25 protein-coding genes, 1 tRNA gene and 1 pseudogene are annotated in these 18228 nt (G+C 58.7%); 13 read left to right on the top strand and 14 right to left on the bottom strand.

The window, feature by feature from the left end; all coding sequences use genetic code 11:
• The first annotated feature begins 5 nt into the window (after positions 1-5).
• Positions 6-713, top strand: a complete 708-nt coding sequence (locus tag NJC38_RS00600; protein ID WP_253111350.1) for a DUF3142 domain-containing protein — start codon at positions 6-8, stop codon at positions 711-713.
• Between the two features lie 120 nt (positions 714-833).
• Positions 834-923 (top strand) — tRNA-Ser (locus tag NJC38_RS00595).
• Positions 924-1022: 99 nt separating this feature from the next.
• Here NJC38_RS00595 and NJC38_RS00590 read toward each other — a convergent pair.
• The 5 genes from NJC38_RS00590 to NJC38_RS00570 form a co-directional block, all read right to left on the bottom strand.
• Positions 1023-1484 carry a DUF1353 domain-containing protein gene (locus tag NJC38_RS00590; protein WP_253110322.1) on the bottom strand — a complete coding sequence of 154 codons (462 nt, stop codon included), beginning with the start codon at positions 1482-1484 and terminating at the stop codon, positions 1023-1025.
• Positions 1481-1663, bottom strand: coding sequence for a hypothetical protein (locus NJC38_RS00585; RefSeq protein WP_045489966.1), 183 nt, complete (start codon positions 1661-1663; stop codon positions 1481-1483). The genes NJC38_RS00590 and NJC38_RS00585 overlap by 4 nt, the downstream gene beginning before the upstream one ends.
• Positions 1660-2196 (bottom strand): glycoside hydrolase family 104 protein, encoded by a 537-nt coding sequence (locus NJC38_RS00580; protein WP_253110319.1) that lies wholly within the window; start codon positions 2194-2196, stop codon positions 1660-1662. Before NJC38_RS00580 ends, NJC38_RS00585 begins: the two co-directional genes overlap by 4 nt.
• Positions 2197-2486: 290 nt before the next feature.
• Entirely contained in the window at positions 2487-3128 is a 642-nt protein-coding gene (locus tag NJC38_RS00575; RefSeq protein WP_253110317.1) for a hypothetical protein, read from the bottom strand.
• A 3-nt stretch (positions 3129-3131) separates the two neighbouring features.
• Positions 3132-3284 carry a Com family DNA-binding transcriptional regulator gene (locus tag NJC38_RS00570; protein ID WP_253111348.1) on the bottom strand — a complete coding sequence of 51 codons (153 nt, stop codon included), beginning with the start codon at positions 3282-3284 and terminating at the stop codon, positions 3132-3134.
• On the opposite strand from NJC38_RS00570, the gene NJC38_RS29120 reads away from it, so the two are divergent.
• A complete protein-coding gene (locus tag NJC38_RS29120) occupies positions 3228-3425 on the top strand; it encodes a hypothetical protein (RefSeq protein WP_253111372.1) in 198 nt (65 codons plus the stop codon). The two genes, NJC38_RS00570 and NJC38_RS29120, sit on opposite strands and share 57 nt — an antisense overlap.
• Positions 3426-3737: 312 nt before the next feature.
• Complete coding sequence (locus tag NJC38_RS00560; protein ID WP_253110314.1) at positions 3738-4040, top strand: DUF1654 domain-containing protein; 303 nt, start codon at positions 3738-3740, stop codon at positions 4038-4040.
• Between the two features lie 194 nt (positions 4041-4234).
• Here the strand turns inward: NJC38_RS00560 and NJC38_RS00555 are convergent, their stop codons facing one another.
• Positions 4235-5074: an XRE family transcriptional regulator gene (locus NJC38_RS00555; protein ID WP_045489958.1), complete on the bottom strand. Its 840-nt coding sequence runs from the start codon at positions 5072-5074 to the stop codon at positions 4235-4237.
• 208 nt (positions 5075-5282) lie between these two features.
• Between NJC38_RS00555 and NJC38_RS00550 the strand changes: the two genes are divergently transcribed.
• The 3 genes from NJC38_RS00550 (at position 5283) to NJC38_RS00540 (ending at position 7418) form a co-directional block, all read left to right on the top strand.
• On the top strand, positions 5283-5546 hold the full coding sequence (locus tag NJC38_RS00550) for a hypothetical protein (protein WP_253110311.1): 264 nt from the start codon (positions 5283-5285) through the stop codon (positions 5544-5546).
• Positions 5547-5737: 191 nt separating this feature from the next.
• Positions 5738-6883, top strand: coding sequence for a hypothetical protein (locus NJC38_RS00545; protein WP_253110307.1), 1146 nt, complete (start codon positions 5738-5740; stop codon positions 6881-6883).
• Between the two features lie 166 nt (positions 6884-7049).
• Positions 7050-7418: a c-type cytochrome gene (locus tag NJC38_RS00540; protein ID WP_253110305.1), complete on the top strand. Its 369-nt coding sequence runs from the start codon at positions 7050-7052 to the stop codon at positions 7416-7418.
• A gap of 6 nt (positions 7419-7424) precedes the next feature.
• Here the strand turns inward: NJC38_RS00540 and NJC38_RS00535 are convergent, their stop codons facing one another.
• Entirely contained in the window at positions 7425-7586 is a 162-nt protein-coding gene (locus tag NJC38_RS00535; RefSeq protein WP_253110303.1) for a DUF6021 family protein, read from the bottom strand.
• Positions 7587-7731: 145 nt separating this feature from the next.
• Between NJC38_RS00535 and NJC38_RS00530 the strand changes: the two genes are divergently transcribed.
• From NJC38_RS00530 to NJC38_RS00515, 4 genes are all read left to right on the top strand, one after another.
• The gene (locus tag NJC38_RS00530) at positions 7732-8199 is read left to right on the top strand and encodes a DUF4124 domain-containing protein (protein ID WP_253110302.1); all 468 of its coding nucleotides are present in this window, start codon (positions 7732-7734) and stop codon (positions 8197-8199) included.
• A gap of 50 nt (positions 8200-8249) precedes the next feature.
• Entirely contained in the window at positions 8250-8543 is a 294-nt protein-coding gene (locus NJC38_RS00525) for a DUF6388 family protein (RefSeq protein WP_045489949.1), read from the top strand.
• Positions 8544-8679: 136 nt separating this feature from the next.
• On the top strand, positions 8680-9369 hold the full coding sequence (locus NJC38_RS00520; RefSeq protein WP_253110292.1) for a crotonase/enoyl-CoA hydratase family protein: 690 nt from the start codon (positions 8680-8682) through the stop codon (positions 9367-9369).
• Positions 9370-9438: 69 nt separating this feature from the next.
• Complete coding sequence (locus tag NJC38_RS00515) at positions 9439-10410, top strand: magnesium and cobalt transport protein CorA (protein WP_253110289.1); 972 nt, start codon at positions 9439-9441, stop codon at positions 10408-10410.
• Between the two features lie 83 nt (positions 10411-10493).
• Here NJC38_RS00515 and NJC38_RS00510 read toward each other — a convergent pair whose 3' ends face one another.
• Positions 10494-11210 carry an amidotransferase gene (locus tag NJC38_RS00510; protein ID WP_045494564.1) on the bottom strand — a complete coding sequence of 239 codons (717 nt, stop codon included), beginning with the start codon at positions 11208-11210 and terminating at the stop codon, positions 10494-10496.
• 659 nt (positions 11211-11869) lie between these two features.
• Here NJC38_RS00510 and NJC38_RS00505 point away from each other — a divergent pair.
• Positions 11870-12241 carry a rhodanese-like domain-containing protein gene (locus NJC38_RS00505; RefSeq protein ID WP_045489942.1) on the top strand — a complete coding sequence of 124 codons (372 nt, stop codon included), beginning with the start codon at positions 11870-11872 and terminating at the stop codon, positions 12239-12241.
• 23 nt (positions 12242-12264) lie between these two features.
• Here the strand turns inward: NJC38_RS00505 and NJC38_RS00500 are convergent, their stop codons facing one another.
• Complete coding sequence (locus tag NJC38_RS00500; RefSeq protein WP_253110286.1) at positions 12265-13335, bottom strand: transposase; 1071 nt, start codon at positions 13333-13335, stop codon at positions 12265-12267.
• Positions 13336-13398: 63 nt separating this feature from the next.
• Here NJC38_RS00500 and NJC38_RS00495 point away from each other — a divergent pair.
• A pseudogene (locus NJC38_RS00495) lies at positions 13399-13560 on the top strand (transposase); the annotation flags it as partial.
• A 101-nt stretch (positions 13561-13661) separates the two neighbouring features.
• Here NJC38_RS00495 and NJC38_RS00490 read toward each other — a convergent pair.
• From NJC38_RS00490 to NJC38_RS00470, 5 genes are all read right to left on the bottom strand, one after another.
• Positions 13662-14480 (bottom strand): transglutaminase family protein, encoded by an 819-nt coding sequence (locus NJC38_RS00490; protein ID WP_253110283.1) that lies wholly within the window; start codon positions 14478-14480, stop codon positions 13662-13664.
• Entirely contained in the window at positions 14477-15436 is a 960-nt protein-coding gene (locus tag NJC38_RS00485; RefSeq protein ID WP_045489938.1) for an alpha-E domain-containing protein, read from the bottom strand. The genes NJC38_RS00490 and NJC38_RS00485 overlap by 4 nt, the downstream gene beginning before the upstream one ends.
• Before the next feature lie 12 nt (positions 15437-15448).
• Positions 15449-16858, bottom strand: a complete 1410-nt coding sequence (locus NJC38_RS00480; protein ID WP_253110280.1) for a circularly permuted type 2 ATP-grasp protein — start codon at positions 16856-16858, stop codon at positions 15449-15451.
• Positions 16859-17286: 428 nt separating this feature from the next.
• Positions 17287-17625 carry a ribonuclease E inhibitor RraB gene (locus NJC38_RS00475; protein WP_045489934.1) on the bottom strand — a complete coding sequence of 113 codons (339 nt, stop codon included), beginning with the start codon at positions 17623-17625 and terminating at the stop codon, positions 17287-17289.
• Between the two features lie 248 nt (positions 17626-17873).
• A complete protein-coding gene (locus tag NJC38_RS00470; protein ID WP_045489932.1) occupies positions 17874-18110 on the bottom strand; it encodes a hypothetical protein in 237 nt (78 codons plus the stop codon).
• Positions 18111-18228 lie beyond the last annotated feature (118 nt).

The following is an 18228-nucleotide window of genomic DNA, read 5'->3' as shown; positions in this document are numbered from 1 at the left end:
CCATGATGAAAACCTGGCCCTGGCTGCTGCTCAGTTGGCTGCTGGCGACTGAGCCCGGCCATGCGGCGGTAGACGCCAGCCACTACGACCAGTTCTGGCTATGGGCCGGCGTCGACCAGCAGCCGGTGCTGCAACACGCCAATACGCTCTACGTGCTGCAAGGCCAGATCAGCCAGTCACGCCGCGACCCGCAGGTGCACTTCATCGCTCAAGGGCCGGGCGTGGCCCGCCTGCCGCAAAAACAGGTGTGGATCGTCTACCGCGCCCACACCCTGCGCTGGCCCGACACCGTGTATCGCCAGTTGTTCGCCCAGGTCGAGCGCTGGCGCAGGGCCGGCAACCCGGTGGTCGGCGTCCAGATCGACTTCGACGCCCGCACCCGCCACCTCGACGAATACGTGACCTTCCTGCGCGACCTGCGCCAGCGCCTGCCTCCCGACTACCGCCTGAGCATCACCGGCCTGATGGACTGGAGCAGCAACGCCGACGCCAGCGTGATTGGCGAACTCAACGGCGTGATCGACGAAGTCGTGGTCCAGACCTACCAGGGCCGCCACAGCATCCCCGACTACGGCGCCTACCTGCCGCGCCTGAGCCGCCTGGGCCTGCCGTTCAAGGTCGGCCTGATCCAGGGTGGCGAATGGCAAGAGCCGGATTTTTTACAAGCCAGTCCCTGGTTCAAGGGTTATGTGGTATTCCTGCAGAACCCATAACCCCACCAGGACGGCTTTTTTGCTTAAGCACATGAAAAATCTGAAAAAAACATTTGCATAAGGAAAAACGTTCGACTACATTAGCGCACCTCGACGGACGCAACGTCTGAAACGAGATACGGTGAGATGTCCGAGTGGTTTAAGGAGCACGCCTGGAAAGTGTGTATACGAGAAATCGTATCGAGGGTTCGAATCCCTCTTTCACCGCCATATTCGATACAAGTTAAAGCCCTGGTCTTGAAAAAGACCGGGGCTTTTTCTTTTCTGGCTTTCCCGCTTGCGGACAGATTCAGGCCATAAAGAACAACTTCAGGTCGGTATCGCCACCTGCGCCGGCTGCAGCCTGGACCGCCACACCACCCTCTCCTGCTCACTCATCAGTTCAAAGGCCAGATCCTCGACCTTCATCCCGCCTGCGCAGTCGGCGTACGCCTTGGCACTGCCCAGATGCAGAAACGTATGAATCGCCCCCGCCCGGCTATCGCCAACATTGATCGCCAGGATCATTTCGTAATAAAGCGCATCACAGACCACCCGCGCCAGCCTGTTTTCACAGAACAGAAAGTCATGGATAACGCCACATGGCCGGTCCTCGATACCGGCCAGCAGGGGCCTGACAATCCAGGGTGTGGAGGCCAGATCGGTGATGAAGTATTTCGGCGCTGTGTAGGTCTCGCCGTCAGCCGACTGGTAGCGGAAGTCGTGCATCAGCACCCACTCGCCTCTGGCGTAGGCCTGCAGTACCAAAGGATCAGGGAAGCGGCCGGTCATGGCGCGCCGCCGCAAGTGACCTCAATACGATCGGGCGCAATTGAGGCATTGACTAGAATACGGTTTGCCAGGCGCGCCGGCTCCGGAGCCGCGCAATAGGCACCGGTTGCGTAGCGCATGGCCTGAACGGCGCAGCCCTGAAGCAGCAGCAGGCCCGCAATCAGGACCAGGCGCGTCATATCAGCACCCCGCCGCAAGCAGAATACATGGCCAACAGATCCGCCTCTGATGCCTCTTCCCGAGCCCGCTCAGCAGCGTAAATCTGCAGCAGGCTGGCAAGCTTGTGCTCTCGCTGGCCATAACCGGCGCCGGGCAAACTGGCCCAGATCGGCGCGGCCCTGGCGATAGCCGTCTTGATGTCACCGGCCTTGATGCACGGCATCGCGCCGCACTCGATCAGCAGCTTGATCGCGGCCAGATCCTGAGCCTCGGGAATAAACCGACCCTTGAAGCCGTAGTTGCGCACAATGGCGTTCCAGGTGCGTGCCAAAAACTGGTAACGGCCGGCTGCGCTGGATTTGATCCGGTAGCGCGGCAGGTCGACCAGCACCTGAGGGTGCGCGCTGTAATCGCTGAACAGGGTGCCGCCGACCAGCACGTTGTAGCCATCCTCAGAGGCCTTGATGGTGGAAGTACCCTCCGACCAGGCGAGCATGTCGAGGAACGCCAGGACGTTAATACCGCCGGCCTGTGTTGCGTCAATTCGTGCCATTTGAATTTTTCCCAGAAAAAAGCCCGCTCGGTGGCGGGCAGGTCAACTGAATCCAGATCGTCCTTGTGCCACTTAACTGGCGAAAGCCACGCCAAGCCCGCCGGCCAGCAAAAGCGCGGTCTTTTCGAGCAGGCGATGCAGTAGCTCCATGCTCGTGAGCTCATGATGGAATGTAAGAAAAAGGCCCAGGAGCCTGGCCGGAACAAACCTGGTGCTTTGCAAACTGAATGATTTACTGCGTCGCTCAATGGCGATCTGGCCTGACCTCAAGAACCTCGAGAGTCAGAGAGTCAGTTGCTGATAAACAGATCCAGGCTGGTCGAATCGCAGGAGTAATCGCCCTTGCTATCAAATACGAAATACAGCGGCGCTCCGGTCGTCACCGCAATGGCGTCGGTGCTGACCACCACGCTGCCGCCGTTGGGTACATCGAAGGACTGCAGTTGGGTGTCGCCTGACTTGAGGATCAGGGCAACACCGTTACCGCACGCCGCGTGCAGGTCGTTGACGCGACCATGAACCTTCACGGTGCCAGTGATCGGGCTGGTCCAGCGGATGATCGACTGGGTGTTGACGCCCGGATGAAGCGCAGCATCGCCTTGCCTGAAAACGAAGCTGCCACCGCTCCCGCCAAACCCGTAATCAGCTTTGGGAATGGCAATCCATGCGCCCGAACTTGTGTTTTGCCAGCAAGTGGCAGGGGAAGAGCCGCACTGGTCGGCCAGGAAGGAAGGCAGAGGCGTATAGCCGGACGACAGGCCACCGCCCGGCGCACTTTGCAAGAATGCCCATGGCGAACCGGCCGGGGCGCTTTCTTTCATCAGGTACATGTCACGCGCCAGATTCCACGACTGGGCGGCAGCCCACGTGTTCATGGATGCAATGGACGACATAAAAGCGGTCGCCAGCAGAATGTTTTTAATCAGTTTCATAATTCACCTCGATGATTGATGTTGAGCGGGATTCAAATCGCACGGACTGGCCGCGCTTGGCTCGCTCAAAGGCGCTTTCTCGAGGCTCGCGGCCTTCACATGATTCAACGTTCCGCAACGGGAACATTTGATCTGGAGTTCGGTAAAACCGCCCACACGGGCGAGAAGTCTGTTGCACTTACCGCATCTGCAATCTTTAAGCATCTGCATAATCTTCCTTTATCTGCCATGCCCACCACGCTATCGCCAGTGACGAAAGGCGGCATGCAAGCTGACTCTGCATCCGGCCTCACTTGATCCGGGGCCAGAAATCCCTTTCAAAAACTGTTGCTCCAGGTCCGTTCCGCTTGATGCTTTCGCCTTGCGGGGTTGACTCGGTAATTCGCTGCCGACTGCTGGCCGGAGAACCTCCAGCCTGTTTGTCGCCGTGCGTTTCTTGCTGCGACGGACACCAATATCACCCAACGTGTTTTATCTGTCAAACACCAAATGTGTTTTTATTTTTGGCGGACGTTGCTGAAATTTCCTATCGCGAAGGGTTATCAAGCCACGCAACGTGTTATATCCTCTCGCAACAACTGGATATATATACAGCAAAGGAAGATCACTATGACCAAACAGAACAAGCCTGAAGCCCGGGTAATGAGTGAGGTAGAACGGCTGGGGTTGCGTATCGCAGAGATGATCAATTCACCCAGAGCCCAGGAACGCTGTGCCGCGCTGATCCACCGGCTGGACACAGATACGGATCAGGCATGGGAAGCGGTCATGGAGCTTTTGGCGGAAACCGACGGGATCAATATGACCTTTCAGGATGACGGGGGCGTGCTGCTGGAATGGGTCAAGCCGACCGATGAGGATCGGATAGTGGAGCAGGCAGAGGTCGAGACCGTCGAAGCGGCGCCTTTCTGAACCAACGAGGGGGGCTTTGCGGCCAGCACGACAGATTGGCGAGAGCAGCCGGGCAAGCGCGCGCCGGCTGCCAACGAAGACGGCGGCACATTCGCAGCAGATGTTGTGACTTAACCGGCCTGTGCGTCGGTGTGCCGCCCAGACCAAGCTCGCTCCTCCAGAGCTTTGTGATGCTTAACCGAACTGTATTGGCCTCAGACCTTTTTGGCATTCCAGACCAGCAGCACTTTGGCGTGAATGGTCACGTCTTCGATACGGGCTTGCTGGTCCTTGTGCTTCTCGTTGTCCGAGATCAGCCAGAACCGCTCAGCGTCGAACACTTGCAGGCGTTTGATGTACAGCATGTCGTGCCAGGTGATCACATACACGCCATCGCCGATGAACTCATTGACACCACGATCCACAATGACCGGGTCTTTGTCGTTGATCGTGCCTTCCATGCTCTGGCCCCAGCCAGTGATCATCGCCAGAGAATGCCTGGAGGTGTAGGTCACGCCCTTTTCACGCAACACATCTTCGCTGATGATCAGGTTGCGGATGACCTCTTTGTAATCTGGTGGTATTTGGCCGTGCCCCATCGAGCCGCGTATGTCGTACTGACGAATCACGATTTCGTCCGGCGTGGCCTTCAACCCGGAAAAATCAGCCTGGATCACATTGCCAGCACTCACTTCATCTGCGGTGTCGCGCACTGCGTCAGCGATCTTCTTGCGCGCTTGCTCGTCGAGGTTCTTGCCGTGCCTGACCAGCATCTGGGTCACCAGGTCAGCGGCAGAAGTCTTGGCAGGCGCTGGCAGGTTGGTCAGGCCCCCACCCGGCTGGAGCGCGCGCATATCCAGCAGCAGCTGCGATTTGTCGATTTGCAGGGCCGTGGCAATGGCCTCGATATCGGCAAACGAGGGCTCGCGCGAGTCAGCCTCATAGTTGCCCACCCGTGATTGCGATTTCCAGCCGCAGGCTTGCGCAAGCTGAGCCTGCGACATTTTTGCGGCCGTTCTGAGACGCTTGATGCGTTTTCCGATGGTTTCGTTCATACGCAGGATTTGACCACGAAATGAAATACCTGTGTCTACATTTATTGTGTTTTTCATTAAAACGATACGTGTTTTTCTGCCTTGCCGATTACGCGATGCGCTTCGGGCCTCGAACTGCCGACCAACGGCCTGCCATTACCCGCCCCCTGAGCTAGCTTGAAATTCAGCAGTCCATGACGGACTGGTCGTCGAATTCAGGAGTAATACCATGCGTAAACCGATTCTGGCCCTGGCAGGCGCTCTGGTTCTGGCCGCCACCCTGTCGGCACAGGCGTTTGCCGAGACGCCACTGGAAAAGGGCGTTCGCCATGACAACCGCGAGCTGGACAAAGGGGTCGAGCATGACGCCAAAGAGCTCGATAAGGGCGTCAAGCACGATGCTGATGAAGTCGATAAAGGTGCGCGGCACGCCGATGATGAACGACACAAGGCCGACAAGCAGGTCGACAAAGAGGCCAAGAAATATCTCTGAGCGCGTGCGGCAGGCGCAGGCCGTGTGCAAAATCACGGCCTGGCGTGGGTTACCCCTATCCGCCCCCTATCCGCAAAAGGTCTGATTAGCAAAGGCTGCGAACCCCGTCCCGAAATCCACCCAACAGCGTCGTCGCCCTGCCCGCGCCACGGTTATGATCACGGCCTTCTAGTAAAACCTGAGCTGGCACGATGTCTGGCATTCCCTATCAAGACAAAGACAATTTCTTCATCGTGCTTGCAAAGCTGTTGATCAACCTGGCGCTGCTGGTCATTCCCTTTGTCATCCCGCTCTATCTGCCGCCGGCCCTGATCATCGCCTATTGGGTCCTGGCGCACCTTGCCGAATGGCTAGAGAACCGCATTCGCGGTGAAGTAGACAGCACCTTCATGTGGATGCTGGGCAGTTGTTTCGGCGTCAGTTATCTGCTGGGTAGCCTGGTGTCGTCCGGCTTTACCGGGGCGCTGGTGGGCATCCTGTGCTTCATCATGCTTGTGGTCGTGCATAAGGGCTGGCAGAAACTCGCCAGGCTTAATATTCCCGAACCGCACAGCAAGCCGCGGATTACCGAATGCACGCCCCTGGACATTGCGGGACCCAACGCCTGGAGCGGTCAGGCGCCGCTTAGTCCCGAAGGCGAGGCAGTGCGGGTGCTGTCTTGCAGCGAGTTTGTCATGGGCGGGCCGGCCGTGTGCGATTACCTGCTGCCTGATGGCAGCGTTATTTACGGCGGCGGTGCATCGAGCGGCTTTTCCCCGAACGGACGCTATTTCGTGACCCCAGCGCCTTCGCGCAGCCACTGGCCGTTGATGATCTACGACCGCAAGCAACATCTGCTGCATGTCTGCGATGTCGACAGCCGTTTCTGGGAGATCGATCTGGTCGGCAACTTGACAATCACCGGCCGGGAAAGCCCGCTGGTCTCCAACAAGACCTGGAGCGCGATGATCGACGATTTGATCGCCCACGCGCAGCCGCACAAGATGGTTCAGGTTGCCGATCTGTGGATTGCGCAGAACCAGTGGAACATTTTGCGCCAGGCCCATGAGCAGCCATTTCCGTCCCCCGCGCCGCCGGGTGGCCCGGTGTTCGATTGGCAGTGGCACTTGCCGCACAGCCTGCGCACGCTGGACAACCCGCTTGAGCCACTGCACAGCCCGCAGGCCGAGATCAGCGTCGATCAGGTTGCCAGCGGCCTGCTGGTCTCAATGACCTTCCCTGAACTGCTCTGGCATGACGATCAGCAGGCGATGGTTTGCAAAGCGCGGCGCAAGGACCGCCACGGCGAACCGCGCCTGTGGCGCTGGACGGCTCAGCAGGGCTGGCAAACCGTTTGAAAACCAGATCTAAACCAGCGAGGACCTGCCGTCCTTCAAGCAGGCTTTGGCTGGGGTGACAACCCGGCTGACATAGGTTGTCCACGCTCATGACCACAGACCCGGTTTTCCTCATCATCGGTGTGGGTTAGCATCCCGGCCTTGAAAATCGTGCTGACGAGGCCCCATGAACAACACCGTATTACTGCTTTTGGCGCTGTTGGCGGCCGGCAGTGCCTATGGCGCGGGGGATGCCGAGGCCGGCAAGGCGGTATTTACCAAACTGTGTGCCGGCTGCCACAAGATCGGCCCGCATGCACGAGCCGCCTTCGGCCCCCAGCTTAACGGGGTGATCGGCCGTAACGCCGGGGCTACGGCCGACTACAAATACACGGACGCCATGCACAACTCCGGAATTGTCTGGACCCGCGAGAACATCGCAACACTGGTCAAGGATCCCGACGGCATGGTGCCAGGCACCCGCATGAAGCTCTGGTGGATGGGCAATGAGCAGCGCATGGAAGACCTGCTGGAGTATCTGCAGGCCAATCCATAGCGCCGATTACTTATTCTCGTTATAGGGCGGGTAATCGCCTGCCGGTGGCTTGTCGTCAGGTGACTTGGCAGGTTCTGGCGGGTCGATCTGCGGGTCTTCCAGATCCGGTGAATCGGGGTCGAAATCCGGCTTGTCGGTGGGTAGCGGGTCACTTTTATGGGTCGGCATGTGCAGCCTCCGCGACAGGAATGAATGGGCTCATAGCTGTGGGAACCAGGTCGCTGACAATGGTGCAGCCCGGCAGACGAACGGTGCCAGGGACTGTTCCCTGAAGCGCGGCAATGGTAGCCTTGCGCCACTCAGGGAGGAGCACATGAAACGCCGTTCATCATTGATCGCATTCGCGCTGGCTGTTGTTCTGTGCGACTACGCGCAGGGCGAAATATTCAAGTGTGTTTCACCGGAAGGCAAAATCGGCTACGCCGCCACGCCCTGCCCGCTCAATCGTGGTGAAACCACCGTGCAGCGCCCCGGCCCGCCGCTGATGACCCCGGACACGCCTCGTGAGCATGTCCATGAAGTTCATCTGCGGGCAATCAAGAACCTGCAGATCAGCGGCAAGACCAACGCCAAAGTGATTGAGGGCGAGAACTACAAGAAGCTGCAGGAGAACCGGCTTCCCGCGCCCACCGTCGCCTCCAAATGCGCCGGCAAGCAATTTTACAGCGAGTGCTTCGACCCCAGTGCCGGCCAGTCGTCGTTCGACGAAGCGCTGCGCCGCGCGATGGGTAGCAACGAAGCGATACCGCAAGGCTTGCCAGGCAGCATGCGCCAACGATAATGGCGCCCTTGGGCATCAACCGTGATGCCACGCACCCGAGGAGCCGCATGATGAACATGAACGAGTGGCAAGAAGCCGCCTTGGCCAAATACCTGGCCACCCACCCGACGCTCAAGGATGAAATCAGCCAGCTCAGCGCCAAAGAGCAACAGCAACAGGTGCAGTGGGCCTTTGAAGATGCGGCTGATGAACAAGGTATCGAGGCCTGGGAGCTGGCCATCGAGCTGATTGCCGAGTCTGAGCAGCAACGCCAGCAAATGCGCCTGGAAGCCCACCGTCAGGTTGCCGAAGCGCTCGGCATGGAATGGGATGAGTACTGCTCGTTCAACGACATCCAGTCCTGATCCATACCCAGACCGGGTGCAGCAGCCAGCAGCGGTGGCGTGTCCAATCGGGCTTTTGATGACCGGTTAGTCAGTTCTTTACCTGCACCCTTTGCATGGGTAACGTCTGCCGAATACGCCAATAAGGAATTGCGCCATGAGTGATCTGATCTCGTACCAGCTCGAAGAAGGCATTGCCACCCTGACCCTGAACAATGGCAAGGTCAATGCGATCTCGCCGCTGCTCATTGATGCGTTCAATGCCGCGCTGGACCAGGCCGTGCAGGATCGCGCAGTGGTGATCGTCACCGGCCAGCCGGGCATTCTTTCCGGCGGCTACGACCTCAAGGTGATGACCTCAGGCCCGGAAGCGGCGATCGCGCTGGTCGCCCAGGGCTCGACTCTGGCCCGGCGGATGCTGGCCCACCCCTTCCCCATCGTGGTGGCCTGCCCTGGCCATGCCGTGGCCAAAGGCGCCTTCCTGCTGCTGTCGGCCGACTACCGGATCGGTGTCGAGGGCCCGTTCCAGATCGGCCTGAATGAAGTGCAGATCGGCATGACCATGCATAACGTCGGCATCGAGCTGGCCCGCGACCGGCTGCGCAAATCAGCCTTTCACCGCGCGGTGATCAACGCCGAGATGTTCGGCCCGCAAGCGGCACGTGAGGCCGGCTTTCTCGATCAGGTGGTCGCCCCCCAGGATTTGATTGAAACCGCACGCCAGGTGGCCGGGCAGTTGAAAAAAATCAACATGACCGCGCATCGCAACACCAAGCTCAAGGCCCGCCGCGCACTGCTGGAAACCCTCGACGCAGCCATAGAGCTCGATCGCCAACATCTTGTCTGATGCCCGAACTCGCGGCTGCTGCAATACTCTGATCAACCTGAACCAGCATCCGGAAGAAGCGATACCGATATGGGCCGAGTAGTTGCAGCAGCGGTTTACAGCGCAGGCAGAAAAGTTAGCGATATTACTCTGGAAGAAGGTGCAACCTGGGCCGCCAAGCCAGGTCACTTTGTCTGGATTGGCCTGGAAAAGCCCGACCCGCATGAGCTGGCCAGCCTCAAGAAGCAGTTCAACCTGCATGAGCTGGCCATCGAAGACGCCCTTGAGGTGCATAGCCGACCAAAGCTGGAAACCTTTGGCGATGCCTTGTTCATCGTCACCTATGCGCCGGTCAGGGAAAACGGCAAGCTGGTATTCATCGAAACCCACATCTTTGCCGGCAAGGGCTATGTCATTACCTCGCGCAATGGCCATTCGAAGTCCTACAGCGCGGTGCGCCAACGCTGCGAAGCGCGCCCGCTGCTGCTGTCTCACGGCGAGGACTTCGTGCTTTACGCGCTACTGGACTTTGTCACCGAGAACTATCAGCCGGTCGCCGAAGCCATTCATTGTGAACTCGAAGAACTGGAACAGAGCGTGCTCAATGGCGTGATGACCGATGCGCAGATCCAGCGCATTCACGGCCTGCGCCGTGATTTGCTGCGTTTGTGGCGCTACCTGGCGCCCATGGTCGAGGTCGGCGAAGAACTGCAAAAGCTCAGTTTTCCATTCATCGACAAGAACATGCGTCCGTATTTTCGGGATGTCGAGATTCACGTCAAACGGCAAATGGAAGACCTGGCCAACCTGCGTGACCTGGCCAGCCAGACCATTGAAATCGGCTTGCTGCTGGAGTCATCACGCCAGGGCCTGATCCAGAGAAAGTTCGCCGCCTGGGCGGCGATCCTGGCCTTCCCTACCGCGATTGCCGGCATCTACGGAATGAACTTCCAGAACATGCCGGAACTGAACTGGCACTACGGCTACTTCATTGTGCTGGGGGTGATCGTCGGCGGCTGCACCGCGCTGTTTGCCAGTTTCAAGCGCTCAGGCTGGCTGTAGCAGATCATCAGCTCAACACAATACTGGTCAATTAGGTGCTGCTCCCACCGAGGGCATACAGTACCTAATTGAATGTATTGCGACTAAACGGTCTTGTGCGCCACAAAGCGCATCATCCATTCACCCACGATACTGCCGTGGTGATCCTCCACCAGGCTGGTCACTGCGCGGTCGTACAGGGCCGCGCCCAGTGACTCCTGACGAATGTCCATCAACGCTCTGGAATAGTCATGGATGAACTCGGGGTGGCCCTGGAAGCACAGCACCTGATCATTAATGTGATAGGCCGCGAACGGGCAGAACTCGCTTGAGGCAATCACTGTCGCGTTTTCCGGCAGGCGGGTGACCTGGTCCTGGTGGCTGATCAGCAGTGTCAGGTTCTCAAGCGCCGGAGTCATCCATGCCGCCTCATTGCCCAACCGGTAGTGATGAATGCCGACGCCCCAACCCTGGGCAGCACGCTCGCTCTGGCCGCCCAGCAGCAAGGCCAGCAGTTGATGGCCGAAGCAGACACCCAGCAGTTTTTCACCACGCTCGTACAGCCCCAGAAGATAGACCTTGAGGGTCTGGATCCACGGATCGCTCCCAAACGAATCAGCCTTGCTGCCGGTCACCAGGTAGGCATCGAAGCGCTCGCCTTCGGCCGGGTAATCGCCCTGCATCACATTATGGATAACGAACCGGGCCTCGATCGGTTGCCGGGCGAACAGCCGCTCGAACATGCGGCCGTAGCTTTGATATTGATCGACCAGTTCCGGGCGCAGGACATCGGTTTCCAGGATGCAGATACGTAACGGCATGAAGAATTGACCTGAAGCGGTGAAGTTGAGGAGATCGGCGCGCCAAGCCTGCCCTGATACCCCTTGTAAATCAAGGTGTATACGCCGCGCTGCCAGTTCGCTGACAGGTACAGGGTTGTCGCTGGCAGGCCCACCCCGTAAACAGCTTTGCTCCAACCTGAGCTTCAAGGCCGCCAGACGAACGGTAAAGCGCAAACCGAAGTGTCTAATCAGAGGATCGGCCAGATGGCGGTCGGCTTTTGATATTTTTTAGATCTTTCAATAAAAACATAAAGACCAAATAGTTCTAAGCCTTATGAAACGCGGGCTCTAAGGTTAAATCTGTAGAAAAGGCAGGGCGCAATAATTCTTTATACAGCGCCGGGGAACGTCGGTCGGAGACCACACCCAACTGCCCAGATGGCTTTACCTTTGCCAGTCCAACCGATTTCCCGCAAGAAATCCGGTGGGCTGTTGTCGCTCAGGAATAACAACAAAAGGCAGTCAGCCATGCTCAAACACACGAAACTGCGGCAAGCGGGGCTCATTCTGTTCGGCACCCTACTGGTACTTATCGTGCCGAACCTGACCCGTCTGTTCGGCTGAAATAACACCACGTGCTGTCGAATGGCCCAAGTCTGTGCCACTCTTTATCCATCAGGATCAAGGGAGACAGGCTCATGCGTCAGTGGATAGCCCTGGTAACGCTGGTTGCTTGCGCAGGCGCGCAGGCCGGTGAGGTCACTCAGGCCGTCGCCGTGGCCGCTTTGAAAGAAGGCCGCCTAGCGGTGGATGTGCGCAGCCAGATCGAATATGACGCAGGCACTGTCCTCAACGCAGTGCGGGTCGACCCGGTGCGGCTGGTCAACCAGATGAAGCAGGTACTGACCGACCGCAATACGGTATTCGTGATTTTCGCCAGCAGCGATCAGAAAGCCAACAAAGCCCAAGACCAGCTAAACAAGGCCGGTTACCTGAGCGTCATCAATGGCGGTAACTACGAAGAGCTGCACAACGCGCTCTATGACATCACCGACGACCCCGCCGAGTAGTCGTCATTGACATCCTCCCCGCCCTAAAGAGCGGGGATTCCTACAGCTAGACGGCGATGCCCCGCCGCAAGAATGTTCAGGGCCGCGTTTACATCGCGGTCGTGGGCTGTACCGCAGCACACGCAGGTCCATTCTCTTATTCGCAAACCGGCTCTACCTTTCGGACTGCTGGTGGAAATGCTTCCACAGCACGAGCAGGTCTGGGTGGTATAACGCTCGGCTACAACCTCAAAAACAACGCCTGCCCGTTGGCATTTCTGCTCCAGCATTGTCTTGAGTTGGCCCCATCCTGCATCAAGCGTGGATTTGGCCATTCGGGTCTTTACGAGTTTGGCGCTGGCTACATCGCCAACGAAAATGGCGGCGCAGCGCTCAACCAGGGCGGTTGAGAACTTGTGTTGCGCATCCTTGCGCCGGTTCCTGATCCTGGCATGGAGGGCGCGAACACGTGCCCTCTTGCCAGCACGCTGAGCGATGCCCAGCTTCTGCTCCAGGGTGCGATATTGGCGCCCTATCAGCACCTGGCCCTCAGACGTTGTCGCCGCCGCTTTAAGGCCCAGGTCGATGCCAACTGCGGCAGTGCCGATGCACAGCTTGCTCTCAACCTGCACGCAGATATTGAGATACCAGCGCCCCCTGGCATCTTCACTGAAACTGCCGGCCCGCAGGGCATACTGACTTAAACCGTAGCTGTCCCACAGGCCAAACCTGAACCCGGCGAACTGAATCTGACCATTCTTGTATTGCAAGGCACGCGCCTTGAATGGAATCCAGCCCAGACTGTATTTGGGGTTGCTCCTGCTGGACACCCGCCAATTGAGCCTGGAACGCTTGAACTGCTTACGGACCTTGGCGTAGTCCTCGCAAACCTGCTGCACAGTTGGCGAGCCGATCTGCACGCCGTCGCATTTGCTTAATCCATTGGTCAGCTTTTGCAGGTCAAAACCGGAGAGCCACTGGTAGCGTTCCCGGATGGCGCGATGACTCGTTTCATTGCAGTAGTTCCACACCTGATTGACCTCGCGCGCCATCGCAAGCAGCGTTTTCGCGTGCTTGTCTTTGATTCGGAGCTTGAGGGTCCTGGTGTGGTTCATGGCATGAATTATGGTTTGGTCTTTCAAGCTATGGGTGGCGTTGTCGAATCGGGTGGCTTCACTCAGAGGGTATCATCCAGACTGCTGCGTAAGCAGTTCGGGGATTTCCACCCCTGGCTCAAGCGAAGGGGTGTCCTCTGGTCGCCATCCTGCTTCGCCTCTAGCTGCGGCGGTGCGCCGATTGAAATCCTGCGCCAATACATCGAAGAACAGCAGACTCCCAACCAGGACGCCTACGGCGTCCGCGCTCTCGACCTCGGGCTAAACCCCCGAGGCTTCTCGCGCATATGGTGAAATGGCGGGCGCTCAGACAGCCCGCCCGGCCCTCACTGGTGCTGCACTTGCGTCTGCGCAGCGGCAATCGGTGCTGCAGGCGACACCAGCACTCGGGCATGCATCTGCTCGAAGCCGCCGCCACGGCGCATACCGCGCACCGGGCACGCATCCAGGTAATCAAGCCCAACCGCCACCTTCAGATGCCGCTCAGGAATGGCCAGTTGATTGGTCACGTCAAAACTGTACCAGCCGTCATCAATCCAGGCCTCGGCCCAGGCATGGCTGGACAGGTGGTCGCTGTCTGCAGTGCACAGGTAACCCGACACATAGCGCGCCGGCACGCCCAGGCTGCGCGCGCATGCCAGAAACGCATGGGTGTGGTCCTGACAGACCCCGCTGCGGCCGGCGAAGGCTTGCGCCGCACTGGTCTCGACTTCGGTACTGCCCGGCGTATAGACCATGTGCTGGTTCAAGGCGTGCATCAAGTCGATCAGGGCAGTCCGGTCGGTGCCACGCTGACACTGGCTGGCAGCAAACGAGCGCAGTGCTTCGTCAGCCTCGGTCAGCCGGGTCGAGCGCAGAAACGGCAACGGCGACTGGCTGTCAGGCTCGGCCTCGCAGCGCGGATCGATTTCTACCTGACCACGAGCACCGATCACAATGGCCTGATGCGGCTCGTCGAGGGTCAGCACGTGCAGGATATTGCCGTATGGATCGACCTGGGGGCGCACCGGGCGCGGCAGGTTCAGTTGCCAACTGAGAATCTTTTGGCGCTCGCTGTCGTGTGGGGTCAGGCGCAGGTACTGGATGCTGGCTCGTACCTGAGCCTCATAGTGATAACTGGTCTCATGACTGATGGAGAGTCTCATGCAGCCTCCAGATAGGAAGTGTGGATCGCATCGCCCAGATCGGCGACCAGAGGGATGAAGTCGTTCAACCATGCATGCAGCCCTGCTTCCAGAACCTCATCAATGCCGGTGAAACGCAACCGCGCATGCAGCTCGGCGGCCATGCGCTGGGCGGGCCGCCCGTTGATGCCGGGCAAGCTGCTAAGCACTTCATCGAGTTCTTCCAGGCACGCCAGCAATGAACGTGGCGTATCGGCGCGCAACAACAGCAACTCGGCCACATGCCGGGCTCCAGGCGCCTCGCGATAGAGCTCGGTGTAGGCCTCGAAGCACGACAAGGCACGCAGCAACGCACTCCATTGGTAATAGCCGGCAGCAGAGCTGTCAGCCGCCGCTTTCACATGCGAACCACGCAGCTCGAGCATCTCGTAGCGCGCATCGAGCATGCGCAGAGTGTTGTCGGCACGCTCGATGAATGTCCCCAGGCGAATGAAGCTGAAGGCATCGTTGCGCATGATGGTGCCGTAGGTTGCACCGCGAAACAGATGGGCACGCTCCCTGACCCACTCGCAAAAGCGGCTCATGCCATAGCGGTTCAGGCCCTGCTGGGCGATGTCGCGGATTTCCAGCCAGGTGGAGTTGATGTTCTCCCACATATCAGCGGTAATTCGCCCGCGTACCGCGTGGGCACAGGCCCGTGCGGCACCCAGGCAACTGTAGATGCTGGCCGGGTTGCTGGCATCCAGAGCAAAGAAGTGCAGCATGCGTTCGGCATGCCGTTCGCCATGACGCTCTCGATAGGCATCCAGGGTGCCGGTGATCAACAGCGGCATGGCGATTTCATCCAGGCCGTCACCACGCCCGTCCTGGGGCATCAATGACAACGAGTAACTGACATCAAGCATCCGTGCGAGGTTTTCAACCCGCTCCAGGTAACGTGACATCCAGAACAGATCAGAGGCAGTTCTACTCAACATAGGCAGGCATCCTTAATCCTCGACCACCCAGGTGTCCTTGGTTCCGCCGCCCTGAGACGAGTTCACCACCAGCGAGCCTTCACGCAGGGCCACACGGGTGAGCCCGCCGGGCACTACGCGAGTTTCGCGGCCAGACAAGACAAAGGGGCGCAGATCAATGTGTCGCGGGGCGATGCCGTTCTCGACGAAAGTCGGACAGGTCGACAGGGACAGGGTGGGTTGGGCGATATACGCATGTGGCCGGGCAATCAGGCGAGCCCGGAAGGCTTCGATCTCGGCTGCCGTAGCCGCCGGGCCGACCAGCATGCCGTAGCCGCCGGAGCCTTGGGTTTCCTTGACCACCAGATCTTTCAGATTGGCCAGCACGTGAGACAACTCGTCAGGCTTGCGGCACTGCCAGGTTGGCACGTTCATCAGGATCGGCTCTTCATCAAGATAGAAGCGGATCATGTCGGTCACATACGGGTAAACCGACTTGTCATCGGCAACGCCGGTACCCACCGCGTTCGCCAGCACCACGTTGCCGCTGCGGTAGGCTGCCAGCAGGCCCGGAACGCCCAGCACCGAATCAGGCCTGAACGCCAGCGGGTCGAGAAATGCATCGTCCAGACGTCGGTAGATCACGTCGACCGGCCGCGGACCGGAAGTGGTGCGCATATAGACCCGGTCATCACGCACGAACAGGTCAGCCCCCTCTACCAGCTCGACGCCCATTTCCCGCGCCAGGAACGCATGCTCGAAAAATGCGCTGTTGAAGCGCCCCGGCGTCAGCACGACGACTCTGGGGTTATCCAGCGGGCTGGCACTTTTCAGGGTATCGAGCAACAGGTTCGGGTAATGATCGATCGGCGCGATGCGCTGCGCCGCAAACAGCTCGGGAAACAGGCGCATCATCATCTTGCGGTCTTCGAGCATGTAGCTCACACCGCTGGGGGTGCGCAGGTTGTCTTCGAGCACGTAATAAGTGCCGTCACTGTCGCGCACCAGGTCCACGCCGGAAATATGCGAATACAGATCGCGGTGCAGGTTCAGCCCCTGCATTGCCAACTGGTACTGCTCATTGGCAAGTACCTGTTCGGCAGGCACGATCCCGGCCTTGATGATCCGTTGCTCGTGATACAGGTCGGCCAGAAACATGTTCAGCGCTTTGACTCGCTGAATACAGCCGCGCTCGACAATCCGCCACTCAGTGGCCGGAATGCTGCGCGGAATGGTATCGAAAGGAATCAACCTCTCGGTGCCCTGCTCGTCGCCATAGAGCGTGAAGGTAATTCCGGCACGATGAAACAGCAGATCGGCCTCGCGACGCCGCTGAGCCAACAGCTCAGGCGGCGTATTTCCCAACCACCGGGCAAACTCCCGGTAATGCGGGCGAACCTGCCCGCCAGCATCGTACATCTCATCGTAAAAGTTGCGGATCATGCCGAACTCCTTGTCACCCAGGACGCCAAGGCCTTCGCAAGCCTCGTGCCACCGGCATAAATCTTTATTTTTCAATTAGTTATTTTTACGCAACGCCCACCGCGCACCCTCCTTGTGCAAAATTGCGCCCGCTTTTATCGCCCGCGCCTCATAACCATGCATCAAAACTATAGGCGCTATAGAACGAGTTGATTTCCAGCCTTGCCATTAGTTCGCCACAATCGCTCACATCAACGGAAGCCACCACCTGCAAGGCGTCACTCATCAAGCGCCTTCTACCACTCATCCGTCAACCCGATTCCCGTTATGGCCACTGTTTTCAGTGGCTTTTTTTTGCCTGCCTGTTGCACATCAATCCCGCTCTCTACAACGCAAACGGCCCGGCGGGAGCAATGTTCCCGCCGGGCCGTCAAGGGTGAATCTGCGGTTCAGTTCAAGCGTCTGAGTTCATGTTTGACTCCCCAGCCTTCAACCTCCCCGTCAAGCGGGGAAATCGCAGACTGCAGGTCTTGCTCAAAGTCCCCGATCCCGTGGTAAGTGGCGTACATCATTTTGCTGACCTGTAAATGCCAAGCACCGTCATCGCGCTCGTTGACCTGAGCGTTCAGCGATTCGCCGCGAAATTTTTGCGCGGCCTGGCGAGCGCGTTTTTCGTCGGGAAAGATGGCGTAGAACTCAATGGGATGAATCCGGGCAAAATCAAAACCGCCCTCTTTCATGCAACGCAGCACGTGAGTGCTGATGTCTTCAGGGTGGGCTGTGCTCATGAAACATCCTCCTATGCAACGATAGATAGAGTTTCAACGCTGGCTGTGCGGCCGTGCCGCCAGCCTGGCGATCAAGCATGGAGCTGGGTGAAGTCGGCCTGCAAAGGGCCGGACACCCGCCGGGAAGAGTCCGTCAGACGATGCACTCAAGTGGCTGTTCAGCGACTTTACGTACGCCCTCTGGCGGCCCCGTTTGCAGAGTAGCCTTAGCCTGAGCACCTGCCAAGCGGTTGGCAGAGCATGGTCGCTCAGGAAAGCTCTGTAATCGAAAGGATCTGCACGCTGTTCTGCTCTCTGAGCGTCTTCACCGTCGGCTCTGACGCTCGCCCCTCCAGATCATTGAGATCGAGTTCACCGGCCACCGGGAACAGTTTCGGGCGCAGCAGACGGGCAGCCTCCTCATGTGTAGGGCACTGCTGCGAATCAATCTCCAGGCGTTGTTGCACGCCATCCTTATCCAGATACGAAACGGCCCACAGTTTCATCAGTACCTCCGCAACAGCCGGACAATCGGCTTACGTGATCTTGACCGGTCCGTGAGGCGGTTTGTTCAGCCTGATACAGGGTGTTTTTTACCAGACGGCGGCAAGGTCGGGCAGACAC

This window comes from Pseudomonas sp. 21LCFQ010, from assembly GCF_024129905.1.
Classification (GTDB): Bacteria; Pseudomonadota; Gammaproteobacteria; order Pseudomonadales; family Pseudomonadaceae; genus Aquipseudomonas.
Note: the sequence above shows the minus strand (reverse complement) of the source record. Positions and strands in the feature narration are given on the sequence as shown.